General features: G+C 72.6%; 9 protein-coding genes. 2 read left to right on the top strand and 7 right to left on the bottom strand.

Annotated features, from left to right (window positions below; translation table 11 throughout):
* Window positions 1-108 precede the first annotated feature (108 nt).
* Window positions 109-1,662: a DUF6801 domain-containing protein gene (locus ACZ63J_RS28195; RefSeq protein WP_465402019.1), complete on the bottom strand. Its 1,554-nt coding sequence runs from the start codon at window positions 1,660-1,662 to the stop codon at window positions 109-111.
* Between the two features lie 252 nt (window positions 1,663-1,914).
* Between ACZ63J_RS28195 and ACZ63J_RS28190 the strand changes: the two genes are divergently transcribed.
* Entirely contained in the window at window positions 1,915-2,850 is a 936-nt protein-coding gene (locus ACZ63J_RS28190) for an ATP-binding cassette domain-containing protein (protein WP_465402021.1), read from the top strand.
* Window positions 2,847-3,680 (top strand): ABC transporter permease, encoded by an 834-nt coding sequence (locus ACZ63J_RS28185; RefSeq protein WP_465402023.1) that lies wholly within the window; start codon window positions 2,847-2,849, stop codon window positions 3,678-3,680. The genes ACZ63J_RS28190 and ACZ63J_RS28185 overlap by 4 nt, the downstream gene beginning before the upstream one ends.
* 3 nt (window positions 3,681-3,683) lie before the next feature.
* On the opposite strand, the gene ACZ63J_RS28180 is transcribed toward ACZ63J_RS28185, so the two are convergent.
* The 6 genes from ACZ63J_RS28180 to ACZ63J_RS28155 are packed head-to-tail and all read right to left on the bottom strand — an operon-like array spanning window position 3,684 to window position 16,365.
* Window positions 3,684-4,187 carry a GNAT family N-acetyltransferase gene (locus tag ACZ63J_RS28180; RefSeq protein ID WP_465402024.1) on the bottom strand — a complete coding sequence of 168 codons (504 nt, stop codon included), beginning with the start codon at window positions 4,185-4,187 and terminating at the stop codon, window positions 3,684-3,686.
* A 14-nt stretch (window positions 4,188-4,201) separates the two neighbouring features.
* Window positions 4,202-5,308, bottom strand: coding sequence for a glycosyltransferase (locus tag ACZ63J_RS28175; RefSeq protein WP_465402026.1), 1,107 nt, complete (start codon window positions 5,306-5,308; stop codon window positions 4,202-4,204).
* Complete coding sequence (locus tag ACZ63J_RS28170; protein WP_465303231.1) at window positions 5,305-6,081, bottom strand: alpha/beta fold hydrolase; 777 nt, start codon at window positions 6,079-6,081, stop codon at window positions 5,305-5,307. The genes ACZ63J_RS28175 and ACZ63J_RS28170 overlap by 4 nt, the downstream gene beginning before the upstream one ends.
* On the bottom strand, window positions 6,069-6,359 hold the full coding sequence (locus ACZ63J_RS28165; RefSeq protein WP_465336522.1) for a phosphopantetheine-binding protein: 291 nt from the start codon (window positions 6,357-6,359) through the stop codon (window positions 6,069-6,071). Before ACZ63J_RS28165 ends, ACZ63J_RS28170 begins: the two co-directional genes overlap by 13 nt.
* Complete coding sequence (locus ACZ63J_RS28160; protein WP_465402028.1) at window positions 6,356-10,168, bottom strand: beta-ketoacyl synthase N-terminal-like domain-containing protein; 3,813 nt, start codon at window positions 10,166-10,168, stop codon at window positions 6,356-6,358. Before ACZ63J_RS28160 ends, ACZ63J_RS28165 begins: the two co-directional genes overlap by 4 nt.
* On the bottom strand, window positions 10,162-16,365 hold the full coding sequence (locus tag ACZ63J_RS28155; protein WP_465439666.1) for an SDR family NAD(P)-dependent oxidoreductase: 6,204 nt from the start codon (window positions 16,363-16,365) through the stop codon (window positions 10,162-10,164). The genes ACZ63J_RS28160 and ACZ63J_RS28155 overlap by 7 nt, the downstream gene beginning before the upstream one ends.
* Window positions 16,366-16,510 lie beyond the last annotated feature (145 nt).

Here is a 16,510-nt window from a genome sequence, read left to right as displayed (position 1 = left end):
CGGACTTCCTCATCGAAGGGGTCCTTTCCGAAGCTACTGACGATTCTCGTTGCCATACAAGGGTTTTCATATTCTTGTCACGCGGGTCTGCGTTTCCGCGGCCCCACTTCACTTCTTGGTGAGGGTCACCTCGAGTTTGTTGCCGGGACCGGAGGTGATGCCGGAGATCAGGCCGGTGAGGAAACCGCATCCGGTGAACTGCGGGATGCCGTACGTCGCGGTGAGCTTCCCGCCCTTGAGCGGGTCGAACCCGGGCGCCGAGACAAGCGGCACGTCGGCCGGCTTCACCGTGTGGCACGAGTTCGACGACAGGATCGGGAACCCGAACACGCGGACCTTGGTGAGCCGGACGTCCATCTGCGCGGTCGCCTTGACCGCACCACCGGCGAGCGTGCCGTTGATCGGGCCGATCTGGCCGAGCTTCACCGTCGCGGACGCCGGGATGAAGCCGAGCACCCGGAAGTCCACGTCCGACTTCGGGAGCTCGAGCTGCGCGCCGAACTTGCCCGAGGCGGCGTCGAGCTTCGCGTCGAGCGTGCCCGGGCCGAGCGGCAGCGTGGCGTGCAGCTGCTTGAGGGCCGACTTGCCCTTCACCGAGTACTTGACCTGGACGCCGTCCGGCGGCGTGGTCGTCGTGGGGGTGGTCGGCTGGGTGGTCGGGGTGGTGGGCTCGGTTGTCGGCGTGGTCGGTTCCGTCGTCGGAGTTGTGGGTTCCGTCGTCGGGGTGGTCGGCTCGGTGGTCGGAGTCGTGGGTTCCGTTGTCGGCGTGGTCGGCTCGGTCGTGGGAGTCGTGGGCTCGGTGGTCGGGGTGGTCGGTTCCGTGGTGGGAGTCGTCGGTGTGGTCGGCTCGGTCGTCGGAGTGGTCGGCTCCGTGGTCGGAGTGGTCGGCTCCGTCGTCGGAGTCGTGGGCTCAGTGGTGGGAGTCGTGGGTTCCGTCGTCGGAGTGGTCGGCGTCGTCGGCTCGGTCGTCGGAGTCGTGGGCTCGGTCGTCGGGGTGGTGGGCGTGGTCGGGGTCGTCGGGGTGGTCGGCGTCGTGGTGCCGCCCGCCGGCTTGATCTCGAAGGTGCCCAGCTGCTGGTTCTGGCCCGGGACGGCGACGCAGTCCGAGGTGAACGTGCCGAGGTCGGTCGGCTGGCCGTCCGCGGTGCGCGGGGTCATCGTGGTGCTGAAGTTCCCGACCGTCACCGACGCGGTGCCCGGGCTGGGGAACGTCACGGCCGGCGCCTTGCCGCTGCTCTTGACGTGGAACGCGCCGGACGCCGGCACCGGCGTCGAGGCGATGGTCAGCGGCAGGTTCAGGTTCAGCGTCTTGTCGACCGGGTACTTGAGCGTCGCCGCGGCCTTCGCGCTGCCGTCCAGCGAGGTCGCGCCGACCAGCGCCAGGCCCTCGGTGGCGGTCTCCGGCACGGTGACGTCGACGTCGAAGGTGATCGGAGTCGACGCGGCGCCCGCGACGGCGTTGTCCGGCAGGTTGGTGTCGATCTTGACCGTCAGCACCTGGTCGCCGATGAGCGGGAACGGGCAGTTGTAGTTCAGCGTCAGGCTCACCGGCGCGGCCTGGGTCGGCCCGGCCCCGACGAGCGCGACGGTCGCCGCGACCCCCGCGACGGTCACCGCCGCCAGGCCGTAGGCGGGCTTTCTCGACTTCCACGAAAACTTCACGGCTCGTCACCTCGGGGAATGGGGGAATTTCAGCAGAAAGTACCTCCGGGATTTCCGCCGAACAAGCGACACAACATTCTTTGTCACGCGCATCGGATAGCCACCACGCCGAAGGGTCACGCAGGTCAGGGCTTATCACGCGGAGACGAACCGGCGTCCCGAAAATTGTCACGCACACGGCGGGCGGAACGTGAATCCTTGCTTCCGCGCAGCCTATCCCGTTACCTTTTCCCGGGAGGGAAAGGAGCGGCCATGAACCAGCCGGTCATCGCCGTGACGGACCTCGCGAAGAACTACGGCGAAGTCACCGCGCTCGCCGGGATCAGCCTGACCGTCGCCCGCGGCACGGTGCTGGCGGTCCTCGGCCACAACGGCGCCGGGAAGACCACGCTGATCGACATCCTCAGCACGCGAACCCGGCCCACCGCCGGCGTCGCCCGCGTCTGCGGTTACGACGTCGTGCAGCGCGGGCGCGCGGTCCGGCGCCGGATCGGGGTGACCGGGCAGTTCGCCGCGGTCGACGACGCGCTGTCCGGGCGCGGGAACCTCGTGCTGATCGCCCGGCTGCTGGGCGCAAAACCGCGGCAGGCGCAGGCACGGGCCGCCGAACTGGTCGCGTCGTTCGGCCTCGAAGACGCGGCCGACCGCCCGGCCGGCACTTACTCCGGCGGCATGCGGCGGCGCCTGGACCTCGCCGCGGGCCTCGTCGGCGCGCCGCAGGTGCTGTTCCTCGACGAGCCGACCACCGGCCTCGACCCGGTGAGCCGGGCGGGGTTGTGGACCGTCGTCGAAGGGCTCGCCGCGCGCGGCACCACCGTGGTGCTGACCACCCAGTACCTGGAGGAGGCCGACCGGCTGGCCGACCACGTGGTGGTCCTCGGCTTCGGGCACATCACGGTGTCCGGGACACCGGCGCAGCTCAAGGCGCGCCTCGGCGACCGGACGGCGACCCTGATCTTCGGCACGGAACTGGCGTTGCGCCGCGCGGTGGACGCGTTGTCCCGCCTGGGGATGGCGGCGGGCCGCAACGGGCTGGTGCTCGCCGTGCCGCTGTCCGGCCCGGGTGACGTCCCGGTGCTGGTGCGCGCGCTGGACGCGGCCGGCGCGCCGCTGCGGGACCTCACGGTCACTGAGCCGACGCTCGACGACGTCTACCTTTCCCTGCACCAGACGGCGGTGGGCTGGTGACGCAGGCCCGGCACCGCGCGGCCGTCAGCGCGCTCGCCGACCCGACGGCTTGGCCGGAAGCCGGGTTCTGGACCCAGGTCCGCGTCCTGGCGGCCCGGTCCCTGCGGACGGCGTTCGGCGACCGCCGGCTCGTCTTCTTCGGACTGTTGCAGCCGGTCGTGCTGCTTCTGTTGTTCAGCCAGGTGTTCAGTGGAGTCGGGGCGCTGCCGGGCGTCGCGGCGTACCAGGGTTACGTGAACTTCCTGGTGCCGGCGACGCTGGTCAACATCGCGATGACGACGGCGATGAGCTCGGGCGCGGGCCTGCTCGCGGAGATCTACGGCGGCTTCACCGGACGGCTGCGGTGCCTGCCGATCTCGCTGTTCTCGGTGCTGTTCGCCCGGACCCTGGCCGACTCCGCGCGCCTGGCCGTCCAGCTGGTGGTGACGGCGCTCGCGAGTGTGCTGTTCCTCGGCTTCCGCCCGGCGGGCGGGGTGGCCGGCCTCGGGCTCGCCCTGGTGGTGACGCTGGTGGTGGGCTGGTGCCTGAGCTGGGTGTTCGTGGCGATCACGACGTGGCTGCGCAAGGCGGAGACGCTCCAGGCGGCGTCGTTCGTGGTGATGTTCCCGCTGATGTTCTCCTCGAGCGCGTACATGCCCCTGGACACGATGCCGGCGTGGGTCCGCGCGGTCTCGGCGGTGAACCCGCTGACGTACGCGATCGACGCGACCCGCGCACTGGCACTGGCCCGCCCGATCGGCTGGTCCCTGACGGCGGCGCTGCTGATCGCGGCGGTGGCTGCGGTGGCGGGATCGGCCCTGGCCGCGCGCACCTTTCGGGCCCGGGCTTGAGCGTCACCAGAGCAAGCGCGTCAGCCACACCACTTCGCCGTTGTCCTCAGTGGACACGTGATCACGTTCGAAACCGAGCTTCTCGAGGACTCGGAACGACGGCGCGTTCCCCACGCCCACGGTCGCCCAGAGCCGGTTCCGCCCGGTCGCCTTCGCGGCCTCGACCACCGCGGCGGCGGCCTCCGTGGCGTACCCACGTCCGTGCGCACGACGGAACAGCTCGTAGGCGATCTCGGGCTCTTCGATGCTCGCGCGGCCGATGATCAGCCCGCAGTAGCCGATGAAGTCGCCTTCCGCGCGGCGTTCGACGGGCAGCAAGGCGATCCCGGTTTTCGCCGTGGCGGCGAGCTGTTTCGTGATGAGCTCCCGGATGTACTCGACCGTCGGGGTGCCCCTGCCGCGCTCGGCGTGCAGGGCGCGCAGGTCGTCGGCATCCGATGCGGCCCACGGCCGCAGGATCAGCCGCTCGGTTTCGAGGTGGCACGTCATCGTCGGGTACGCGGACATGACTCCACTCTGCCTCAAGCCAGCGACTCCAGGCGTGTTGCCGCCTCTTCCACCCCACCCGCCGCTTCGAACGACGCACGGATCTTCGCCGCGCCCGGGCGGTACTGGCCGGCCGACTCGATCGCCTTGCGGATGTCCACCGACTTCGCCCGGTCGAACCGGACCCGCACCCCCGCCGAAGCCGTCACCACCTGCTGGGCCAGCATCGACTGGTCGTCCCGGATCGGGGCGACCACCAGCGGCACCCCGGCCGAAAGCGCTTCGCACACCGTGTTGTGCCCGCCGTGGCACACGACCACCGACGCGTGCGCGAACACCGCCACCTGCGGGATGTGCCGGGCCAGCAGCACGTTCTCGCTGACCAGGCCGCCGGACGGATCCACCACCAGCCCCTGGACACCGGGCATGCCCGCCAGCGCGTCGACACTCTCGGCCAGGAACCGCGATCCCGCCGTGGCATTCGACGTCCCGAGCGTCACCACGACCAGCGGCCGACCGTCCGAACCGGACCAGTCGCCGGACGCCGCGGGCAGCGCCGGGCCGACGTAGGACACCGGCACCGCCAGCCGGGAGGTCCCCGCCAGCGCCTGCGTGGTGAACGCCAGCACCAGGTGCGGTGAGAACCGCAGGTCGCCGAGCAGGACGCCGTGCCGGGCCCGCAGTCCGGCCTGCAGGTCGCCGACCCAGGACGCGATCTTCGGCAGCGAGCCCAGCGGGTCGGCCAGCTCGGTGGACGTCGACGCCGACGTCGCCCACGGCAGCCCGCACCGGGTCGCCACCAGGGCGCCCGCCATTGCCTGCTGGTCGGCCACCACGACGTCCGGCCGGAACGCCGAAACAGCCGAAGCCACGCCCGGCACCATCGCGTCCGCGAGCGGGACCAAATAGGACTCCCACAGGTACTTCAACGCCGCGAACCCGCGCAGTTCCGGTGGCCGCAACGCCACCGAGAACGGCGCGGAGTCCCCCGCCGGGAACACCCGCCCGGCGACCAAAGTGGACACTTCCGGAGCAGGTCCGCACCAGGCCACGGAATGACCCCGCGCCACCAGGGCGGCCGCCACCCCGCGCAACGGCGCGACGTGCCCGGCCAGCGGCGGCACGACCAGCAGCACCCTCACGCCGCGTGCCGCTCGATCCAGCGCAGCACCAGCTCGCGCACCTCCCGGTGCTGCTCCACCAGCACCGAGTGCCCCTGCCCCTCGAACACGTGCAGCTCGCCGCGGGGCAGCAGCGAGGTCAACGCCTCGAGGTCGTCGGCCTGGTACCCGTGACTGCCCAGAATGGACAGCACCGGGCAGCCGATCCCCGCCACCTGCTCGCCCGTGAGCAACGGCCCGAGCGGCACCTCCTCGGCCATCTTCGTCGCCGTGATCCGCTCGGCCGCCATCCGCGCGAGCCGGCGGTGATGAGCGCTGAAGTTCGCCTCGATCCAGTCGAAGCTCTCCTCCACCTGCAGGAACCGCATGGTGTGCGCGAGGATCTCGCTCATCTTCCCGGCCCACACCTCGGTCGCGGGCTCGGACTCGATGCACACGATGCTGCGCACGCGTGCCGGCTGGGCCACGGCGTAGCTGTAGGCGAGCGTGCCGCCGAAGCTGTTGCCCACCAGGTGCACCGGCCGGTCGACCCCGAGCTGCGCCAGCAGGTCGTCGAGGTCGGCGACGAAGTCGCTCAGCAGGTAGCCCCGCACCGGCCGCTCGGTCTTGCCGTGCCCGCGCAGGTCGTAGCTGATGACGTTGACGCCGGCGGCCGCGACCGGCGGCGCCAGCGTGAGGTAGAAGCTCGCCAGGCTGTCGGTGCCCATGCCGTGCAGGAACACCACGGTCTCGGTGCCGCCGGCGGCGACGAGCTGCACGTTGGTGCGCAGCCCGTTCACGGTCATCGTGGGCACGTGCGCTCCCCCACGAACCGGGCGATGTCGCCGACGGTCAGCCCGATGACGTCGTCGAGGTCCTTCTCCGCCAGGTGTTCGGCGAGGTTGACGTCCGCGCCGAAGTGCTCGGCGAGGATGCTCGCGAAGGTCACCAGGTCGATGCTCTCCAGCTGCAGGTCCTCGTGGAACGTCGTGGCGGGCGTGATCTTGATGCCGAGCACCTCGGCGTCGCCGACGAGCTCACTGAGCAGCTCGGCGACGACGTCGAACGTCGCGGACGCGTGGTCGATGGTCATGGCTCGCTCCTGAGTTGTGCGATGGCGGTGTCGCCGTCCAGTTCGACCGTGACGGCGAAGCCCGGCAGCTCCCGGCCGCGACCGGAGATCCGGCCGTCGTCGTGCACGCGGATTTCCGCCGGGTAGACCGGTTCGGCGAGCCGGGCGCGGACGGCGTCCTTGGCCGCGATGCGCTCCAGCAGCCAGCCCCGCTGACGCCGTGGTTCGAGCGCGGCGAACTCCGCGCGTTCCTCGGCGGCGAGGTAGACCCCGGCGTAGATGTCGCGCGCGGCGACGGTCGGCCAGCGGTCGGTGACCCGCACGCCGTCGCCGTCGGGCTCCGCGAGCAGGTTCCGGTCGGGGAACGCGTACACGCGATGCGCCGCGCGGTCACACGGGAACCGGACGTCGCGCCAGCCCTCGATGGTCGCGAGCACCCGGCCGTCCCGCACCAGTTCGGCGTCCATCTCCAGGACGTCCGGCCGCGGCAGCCGGACCCGCACCAGGCACTCGAGCCGGGTGCCGGGCCCGGGCTCCGGGCCGTGCCAGGTGAGCCGGCCGATCGAGCGCGGGAACGCGAGCAGGTTGTCCGACCGGGTGGCCATCAGCCAGCAGCCGAGCAGCTGGCCGACGTTGTCGAGCAGCCCGCCGGGCGCGGACGGCACCACCAGCTCACCGCGGATGTGGTGCTCGCCGAGACCGTCCAACCGGGACAGTCCCCGGTACGCCGGGCCGTGGAACATCTCACGCCGCGCGTAGATCTCGGCCGCACTCAGCGGCGGCGCGGTCTCCGGTCCCGGCGGCCGGGTCCGGGACGGCGGTGCGGCGGCCGTCCCCAGCTCGACGTTCATCAGCGCGTACGGTCCGATCTCGACGGTGACGTGCTCGCCGTCCCGGCTCAGCGACAGCGGCACCCGCTGGGCGGGCGAAGCGATCAGCCAGCGGGAGAACACCGCGTCCCGCACCGCGACCGCCGTCGTGCCCGGCCAGGTGCGTTCGACGGTCCGGCACGCGAGGTCCACGAGCGTGGTCGCGGGCACCACCGGCCGGAAGTCCGACTCGTCGGGCCAGTCCTCACGCTGCCGGAAGAACCGGTGGTCACGCAGGTACGGCATCGTCTCCAGCGAGACGTCCACAGTGGACTGGACGCGCTGCCGGGCCGCTGCCGCGACGACGTCCGCCGCGGTCTGGCGGGTCTCGGTCAGCAACGCGGTGAACTCGGCGACGATCGTGTCCGGCACTCCGGCGGGCAACACCGGCTCGACGTCCAGGAGGCCGCGTGCCGATTCTCCCAGTGACAGCAGGGAGTTCCCGGTGTTGAGCCGGATCCGCCGCGGCTCCAGGGCGTCGAAGTCCGGGTTGCCGCCCTCGGTCCACAATGCCGTCGCGACGCGCCGCAGCTGGGCGAGCCCGGACCGCGTCCCGGACGCCGCGGCGACCACCAGATGCCGCCGCTCGCCGAGCGTGTCGGTGAGGTAGGAGCCGACCTGACCGGCGCCGACCTGCACGAACACCCGGAACCCGGCGTGGTGCATCGCCTCGGTCAGCGCCCGGAACCGGACCGGCCGCACGAGGTGGTCCAGGTACAGCTCGCGGACCGCGGCCGGCTCGGCGGGATAGGGCCGCGCGGTGGTCGCCGACCACACCGGCACCGTGGGGGCGCGCAGGTCGAGCTCCTCGACGAGCCGGGCGAACGGCGCGAGGTGCGGGCGCATCAGCGGGGTGTGGAAGCCGGACCGGAACGGCAGGGTCCGGGCCACGATCCCCTGGCCGCGGCAGGTGACGGCGAAGTCCGCGACCGCGTCCGGCGGGCCGCACACGATCGTCTGGCTGACCGCGTTCTCGTGGGAGATCACCAGCTCGTCCGGGAGCATCCCGGCCACGCGCGTGGCCGGGCAGCCCAGCACCAGGTAGTCGGCCTCGGGCAGTTCGAACTCGAACCGCGCCGGCGCCGCCCGGTACATCCCGGCGGCCCGCATCGCCGTCCACTCGCCGACGCTGTGCCCGGCGAGCGCGTCCGGCCGGATCGCCAGCCGCCGCAGCGCCTGGTCGAGGACCAGCCCGGCCGCGGTCACGCTCGCCGCGCGGTCGAGCACGGTCTTGGTGGACCACTGTGGACGGTCGAGGCCGAAGTGCCGGGCCACGTCGGCGAGCCGTGGTTCGGCGCCGTCCTCCAGTCCCGGGTGGACAAACGCGGTCTTCCCGCCCGGCAGCAGCGGGTCGACCGAGCACCAGACGTCACCGCCGCCGTGCCACGACCGGCCGTCGCCCGCCACCTTGGTGAGCACCCGGCGAGCGGTGGCGAGCTTGCGTTCGTCGACGCCGACGATCCCGATCCGGCACCGGCCGGTACCAGGTTCCCCTTGTCGGTCGAGCCGGTCCAGCAGCGCCGACGGCGAGTCCGCGGCCAGCCGCAGCACGCGTTCCGGCTCGTCGACCCGCACCCGCCGCTTCGGCGCCGGGTCCCCGGCTTCCAGCACGACGTGCGCGTTCACCCCGCCGAAGCCGAACGCGTTGACGGCGGCGACGCGCGGCAGCGCACCCCAGTCCTCCGCCTCGGCCAGCACCCGGAACCGGGTCTTGTCCAGCAGCGGGTTCGGGTCGGCGCAGTTGAGCGTCGGCGGCAGCACGCCGTGGTGCAGCGCGAGCGCGACCTTGACCAGCCCGGCGACCCCGGCCGTCGGCAGGGTGTGCCCGATCATCGACTTGACCGAGCCGATCACCGACCGGGTCCCGCCGGCCTGGCCGAACACGTCGGCGACGGTGGTCAGCTCGGCGGCGTCCCCGGCCGGGGTGGCGGTGCCGTGGGCCTCCAGCAGGCCGATCTCCGCCGGGTCGAGCCCTGCCCAGGCCCGGCGCAGCGCCAGGGTCTGGCCGGCGACGGACGGGCTGAGCAGGCTCGCGCCCCGCCCGTCGCTCGACGTGCCGCTGCCGCGGACCACGGCGTACACGCGGTCGCCGTCACGCCGGGCGTCGGCCAGCCGTTTGAGCACGACCACCGCCGTGCCCTCGCCGATGAGCATGCCGTCCGCGGCGCGGGACAGCGGGCTGATCCGCTGGCTCACCGACAGCGCGCCGAGCTGCGTGAACAGCGACCAGAGTGTGTCGTCCTGGGTCTGGTGGACCCCGCCCGCCAGGACGACGTCGCAGCGTCGCCGCGTCAGCTCTCCGATCGCCTGGTCGACCGCGACCAGCGAAGACGCGCACGCGGCGTCCACTGTGTACGCCGGGCCGCCGAGGTCGAGCCGGTTCGCGACCCGGGCCGCGGCGAGGTTCGGCACGAGCCCGGCGGCCGTCTCCGGCCGGAACTCGCCGAGCGGTTCGAGCAACGCCGTCCGCAGCCAGTCCAGCACCTCGGGCCCCGCCGAAGGCATCAGCTCACCGACTGTTCGCGTGATCTGCCGGACGGTGCGTACGCGCTGGTCGAAGCCCTGCAGCCCGGGCGAGAGGTAACCGCCGCGGCCGAGCACCACGCCGATCCGTTCGGGGTCGCCGAGCCGGCCGAGGCCACCGGCGTCGTCCACCGCGGCCACGGCGACGGCGAGCGCCGTCAGCTGGTCGGGCTCGGTGCCGTCGAGGGACGTCGGCGGGACACCGTGCGCGACCGGGTCGAATTCGAGGGTGTCCGGGGCGAACCCGCCGCGGCGGCCGTGCGTGCGGTCCGGCGCGGTGCCGTCGTGGCCGTGGAACGCCGGATCCCGGCGCTGCGGCGGGATCTCGGTGATCGCGTCGGCGCCTTCGACGAGGTTGTGCCAGTACTGGTCCACTGTGGACGCGCCGGGCAAGAACACCCCCAGGCCGACCACCGCGACCGGCTCGTGGCTCACCACAACGACGCCGTGTACAGCACCGCACGGTCCGTGCCGTAGGCGAGCTCGCGCAGCAGCGCCGCGACACCTTCGTCGGCGTCGAGCAGGCTGACGTCCCGGCGCTCGTACTCGCGGGCGAGCTCCGGCGACACCATGCCGCCGTGGTCGTCCGCGGGCGCCCACGGTCCCCAGTGGACGGTCACGGCCCGCCCGGGCCAGCTTGTCCCCAGCGCCTCGAGCGCGTCGTTCGCGGCGGCGTAGTCGGTCTGGCCGCGGTTGCCGAGGACCGCGGCGATGCTGCCGAAGAACGTGACGAACCGGGGTTCGATCCCGGACTCCGCCAGCGAGGCGAGCAGTGCCTCAGCGCCGTCCACTTTGGTCTCGAAGACGGTCCGGAACGACTGCTCGTCCTTGTCGGCCATCAGCTTGTCGTCGATCACCCCGGCGGCGAAGACCACCCCGTCGACGCGGCCGGACAGATCCTTGACCAGGTGGTGCACGGCGTCGGGGTCACGCACGTCGAGCGTCCGGTAGACCGGGTCACCGCCCGCGGCCCGGATCTGGTCGAGCGTGCGGCCGATCTCCCGCTGGGCCAGCACGGTCCGCACCCGCCGTTCGATGTCGGCGACCGAGCCGCCGCGCCCGGCGAGCACGGCGCGCATGGCCGTGGGGTCTTCGGGCAGGTCGTCCGGCTCACCCGGCCACGGGGTGCGCCCGGCGAGCTCGAGCCGGCACCCGGAAGCGGCGAACGCGACGGCCGCGCGGGCGGTGATGCCGCGGGCCCCGCCGACCAGCAGCACCACCGAGTCGCGGCCGAGGCCCAGCGCGGCCAGCTCACCCCCGCCCGGCCCGGCGCCGGAGTAGGCGAGGGAGCCGAGGTCCGCGGGCCGCGGTTCGACGGTGAACCGGCCGGTCTCGTCGTGCCCGACGACCGACGGGCCGTCACTGAGGGCCTCGTCGACCAGCACCTTCGCGACGTCCTGCGTCACCTCGACGAGCCGGGTGACCCCGTCCCGTTCGAGCGCGGCGGCGCGGACCAGGCCACGCAGCCCGGGAGTGCGTGGCTCAGCAGCGACCAGGACGGTGCCGCTCAGCGCCTTGAGCAGCAGGAACACGTCCGGGACGCCGCGGCCGGCGGCCAGGACGACGGTGACGTCCGCGGCTTCGGCGACGATCTCCGCGCCCGCGCCGGTGAAGGCCGCACGCACGGACTCGTCGTCGCCCAGCACCGCGACGGTCTTCCCGCGCAGTCTCGCGGGATCCGGGGCGAGCGGCACCGGCACGCGTTCGAGCCGATAGCGCGTCGGGGCGACGGCCCGGGGCGTGGGGGTCAGCCAGCTCTCGAGGTGCGCGGTGAGCGCGTCGGCCGTGCGGTCGCGGCTGAGCTGGTCGGTGCGGTCGTCGGCGGGCAGGCCCAGGCGGCTCAGGAGCGTGCCGGCGATCTCGGTGCGTTTGATGGAGTCGATGGAGAGGTCGGCTTCGAGGTCGAGGTCGCCGGCGATCATGTCGGCCGGGTAACCGGTGCGCTCGCTGATCACGCCGATGACGGTGGTGAGGACGTCGGCCGGAGCCGCCTCGACCACCGGCTCGGGTTCGGGTTCGGGCGCCGCGACCACGACCGGCGCGGGTGCGCTGCCGAGGTACCCGAGCATCACCTCACGCTGGGCGGCGACGAGCTCGCGGGTGGTGCGCAGGAAGTCGACGACCGCCTGGTCGCGGCCGGGGGCGGGCTGGGTCATGGCGGTACTCCGGATTCGTCGGGCCGGGGGCAGGGCGGGGGCCGCGGCACCGGGCGCGCGCACGGACCGCCCGTCAACGGCCCAGGCGGCTTTCACGGGAGGCTTCGGCCGGGTCAGCCGGTCGGTGCGGACGTCCACACTGGCTTGTGCGAGGCGGGCGAGCGCGGTGAGGAAGGCGGTGAGATCGGGCCCGCAGGCGACCACGGTGTGCGGGCGGTCGCCGAGGATGTCCGCGACGAGCCGCGAAAGCACCCGCCCGGGCCCGACCTCGACAAACGTCCGCGCGCCGGCCGCGTACATGGCTTCGATCTGGTCGAGGAACTTGACCGGTGCGCTGATCTGCGCGGCCAGTTCACTTCGGACGTCCTTCTGGTACGGCTTCGCCGTCCGGTTCGCCCACACCGGAAGCGTCGGTTCCACAATGGACTTTGTGCGGAGTTCCCTCGCGAAGACCGCGCTCGCGGCGGCGACGAGCGGACTGTGGAACGCACAGGCGACGGGGATCCGCTTGGCCGCGATGCCGGTCTCCCGCAGCCGCCGGATGGCGCGCTCGATCGCCGGAACCGGTCCGGAAAGGACCACCTGTTCGGGCCCGTTATGGTTGGCAACAACAACATCGGGGCCGACGAGGGTAGGAGTGAGAGCGTCCCGCGACGCTTTGACGGCGGCCATCGTGCCGGGCTCGGCGGCGTCGGCGATGGCCTTCGCCCGGGCCCGGCTGAGCTGCAGGAGGGTATCGGTGTCGAAGGCCCCGGCGACGGAGAGGGCGACGAGTTCGCCGTAGCTGTGCCCGGCGAGGAAGTCGGGACGGACGCCGACCTGGTCGAGCAGTTTTGCCACGGCGGTCTCGACGAGCCCGAGAGCAGGCTGCGCGACCTGGGTGTCGGTGAGGGCGCGTTCTTGCGCTTCCCGTGTTTGTGCGTCGAAGGCGGCGGGAGGGAACGCGGTGGCAGCGACGTCGGGGGCGAGCTGAAGGAGGTCGGTGAGTTCGGGGAAGTGCACGAACAGCCCGGCGAGCATGCCTGGGTGCTGGCTGCCTTGGCCGGGGAAGAGGAAGGCGACCTTGCCGGGTCCGGCGGTGGCGCGGTCGGGCATGCGTGCGCGGGTCCGGTCTGGACCAGCGATGCTTGCCTGAATTGGGTGGGCGCCAGCTAAGTCGGCCGCAGCCAAGTCCACGCCAACCGGACCCGCGCCAGCCAAGTCGGCCGCAGCCAGGTCGGCCCCGGCCAAGTCCACACCAACCGGACCCGCGCCAGCCAAGTCGGCCGCAGCCAGGTCGGCCCCGGCCAAGTCCACACCAACCGGACCCGCACCAGCCAAGTCGGCCGCAGCCAGGTCGGCCCCGGCCAAGTCCACGCCAACCGGACCCGCACCAGCCAAGTCGGCCGCAGCCAGGTCGGCCCCGGCCAAGTCCACGCCAACCGGATCCGCGCCGGCCGAGTCGGTGGCGGTCGTCGGCCGCTCCGCCCGCCTGCGTCCGGCATCGGCGGGGATCCCCTCCGCTTCCGGCAACCGGTCGCGCTCGCCTGGCCGTCGGTTCGGACCGCCAGCCGAACCCGACCCGCGACCGATGCCTGCCAGGATCTTCTCCGCCTCCGGTGCCCAATCCCGCAGACCATGCCGCCGGTCCGGGGCCACCGGGCCTGCCGCCAGCACCGCGTGGAAGTTCGTGCCGCCGAAGCCGAAGGCGCTCACCCCCGCCAGCCGGGATGGGCTTGCCCACGGGCGGGCGGCCGTCGTGAACGTGAAGGGGCTCGTGGCCGCGTCCCACGCTGCGTTCGGCTGGGTCAGGTGCAGCGTCGGGGGCACCACCTCGTGCCACAGGGCCAGCGCCGCCTTGATCAGCCCCGCCAGGCCGGCCGCGCACTTCGTGTGGCCGATCTGGCTCTTCACCGAACCGAGCACGCACGAGCCCGGCGACGCGCCCGCCTCAGCGAAAAAGCCGGTCAGCGTGCGCAGCTCCGTCGCGTCGCCGACCACCGTGCCGGTGCCGTGCGCCTCTACCAGGCCGACCTCCGCCGGGGACACGCCCGCGTCGCGGTATGCCCGCTCCAGCGCGCGGTGCTGGCCCTCCGGGCGGGGCGCCGTCAGGCCGAGCGCCTTGCCGTCGCTGGCCGCGCCCACTCCCTTGACCACCGCGTAGATCCGGTCGCCGTCGCGTTCGGCGTCGGACAGGCGCTTCAGCACCAGGCACGCCACGCCCTCGCCGAGCGCGATGCCGTCGGCCGCCGCGTCGAACGGGCGGCAGCGGCCGGTCGGGGACAGCGCGCCCGCCGACGTGAACATCAAGTAGTCGTGGATGCCGTTGTGCAAGTCGACCGCGCCGCACAGCACCAGCGAGCTCGTCCCCGCGCGCAGCTCCTTCGCCGCCAGGTCGAGCGCGGCCAGCGACGACCCGCACGCCGCGTCCACCGTGTAGTTCGCGCCGCCGAGGTCGAGCCGGTTCGCGATCCGGCCGGAGATGACGTTCGCCAGCGTGCCGGGGAACGTGTCCTCGGTCGGTTCCGGCAGCTGGGCGAGCAGCTCGGGCGGCACCTCGTCGAGGTAACCGCCGAGCAACGACCGCAGGGTGCCCGCGTTGGCCAGATCGCCGCCCGCTTCCGCGCCGAACACCACACTCGTGGTCTCGCGGTCGAACTCCCGCTCGGCGTACCCGGCGTCGGCCAACGCCCGGCGCGCCGTCTCCAGCGACACCAGCTGAGCCGGGTCGATGCTGCCCATCGCGGCCGGCGGGATGCCGTAGTCCAGCGGGTCGACGTCCAGCGCGGGCAGGAACCCGCCCCACTTCGACGCCGACTGTCCGAAGTAGACGTCTGGGTCCCAGCGGTCACGCGGAACCTCGGTGACGGCGTCCTCACCGCGCAGGACGTTCGACCAGAACGCCTCGAGATCCGGCGCACCCGGGAACGTGCACGCCATGCCGATGACCGCGATGTCCCTTGTGGACTCTTCCGAAGGCACAACATCACTGCGAGCAAACGTCTTTCCCGAGGTGACATCGGCGTGCAGCTCGACGATCGCCGTCCGGCTGTCCCGCAGCACGGCGACCTCACCCGCCATGTACATCCCCTCGGCGAGCTGGGTCGCCTCGTCGAGCCGCTCGCCGTCGCGCCGGACACCCTTGCTCGCGACGCGCAGCCGTCCGGTGTTCAGCTCCTCCAGCCGTTGCCACGCCTCCTGCGCGGGAATGTCCCGCAGACTCACCTTGACCTGCTCGAACTCCGTCGTGTACGGACTCGGCAGGCAGCGTGTGCGGTGCCCCGGCGCGGTTTCGAGCGTGACCGTGGCTTGGGCGGCGAACGCGCGTTCCTGGAACAGGCCGGTGATCGCGCCGTGCGTCACGGCTTCTTCGGTGAACAGGTACGCGGTGCCCATGAGAATGCCCGCGCCGTCGAGCGGCGCCGCCATCGCGGTGACCATCGCGGCCGATCGGGCGTCGTGGATCCCGCCCGCGAAGAGCACCTCGACGTCCTGGGCCGCACCGAGGACCGCCAATTGCTCTTCCCACAGCTCAAAACTCGACCGCGGACCGACGTGCCCACCACACTCGGCGCCCTCGAAGACGAACCGGCGGACCCCGGCCTCGAGGTACTGGCCGAGCAGGATCGGCGACGGCACGTGCAGGAACGTCGCGATGCCCTCGGCCTCCAAAGCCTTGGCCTGTCCCGGTTTCCCACCCGCGATCAGCACGCACCGCGGCTGCGCCGCCCGGATCGCGGCGAGCTGTTCGGCTCGCAGGTCGTCGGGCACGAACCCGAGGATGCCCGCGCCCCACGGCCGGTCACCGAGGCGCTCGGCGGTCCGGCGGAGCAGCTCGGTGGTGCGCGCGCCGTTCGCGGTCGCCACGGCGACAAACGGGAACCCGCCCGCTTCGGCGACCGCGGCGGCGAAGCCCGGCTGGTCACTCACCCGCGTCATCGGGCCTTGGACGACCGGCAGTGCACTGCCCAGCGTCCGGCACAACCGGGTACCCAGCGCGGCCGCGGGCACCTCGGCGCCGACGATCCGGCGCACCTCGGTGTCCACTGCGGACGGTGCGACCACGCCCGCCGCGCCACCGGCGAGCGCGCCCACCGCCGTGCGCGGACCGGCCACGGTGCCCCAAACCGGGACGTCAAAGTTGTTCAGAAGTTGTTGCAGCAGAACGAAGTCGCTCAGTTCACCACCGCGTGCGACCAGCCCGAGCGCGCCGCCACTCACCGCCTCGGCCGCGGTGGTGACGTCCGAGACCTCGGCTAGCGCGCCCGTCCATGGCGCCTTCGTCCGGACGGCGAAGGCCGCACCCGCGGGCAGCGGGCCGTCGGTGCGCACGCCGTAGGGCACCCGGACCCGGGCCGCGACCAGCCGCAGGTCGGCCGGGTCGACGCCGTCGAGCACACCGAGGCCGCCGCCGCGCGCGACCGCGACCACCTCGCCGGGGTCGCCGAAGCCCAGGCACCGCAGCCGTCGAGCGTGCGACGGCGGGACGAGCTCGGCCATCGGCTGACCTCCTGTGCGCGGGATGGGGGTGATCTTCACCGGGACTGGTTCCAGGAATAACGCACCAGGCCCGGAAAACGCAATACTCGTGCTAGGCTCCGAAAGTGTTGAACACCGCGTGATCATGACTCTGAACAGCACTTTT

The sequence above is a fragment of the Amycolatopsis sp. NPDC104863 genome, from assembly GCF_055582965.1.
The sequence above is the reverse complement of the archived record's forward strand: the minus strand, read 5'-3'. Positions and strand labels throughout refer to the sequence as shown.

Coding starts and splice junctions, on each gene's coding strand:
- ACZ63J_RS28165 (WP_465336522.1), bottom strand. CDS start 6,359: ATGACCATCGACCACGCGTCCGCGACGTTCGACGTCGTCGCCGAGCTG.
- ACZ63J_RS28180 (WP_465402024.1), bottom strand. CDS start 4,187: ATGTCCGCGTACCCGACGATGACGTGCCACCTCGAAACCGAGCGGCTG.
- ACZ63J_RS28190 (WP_465402021.1), top strand. CDS start 1,915: ATGAACCAGCCGGTCATCGCCGTGACGGACCTCGCGAAGAACTACGGC.
- ACZ63J_RS28155 (WP_465439666.1), bottom strand. CDS start 16,365: ATGGCCGAGCTCGTCCCGCCGTCGCACGCTCGACGGCTGCGGTGCCTG.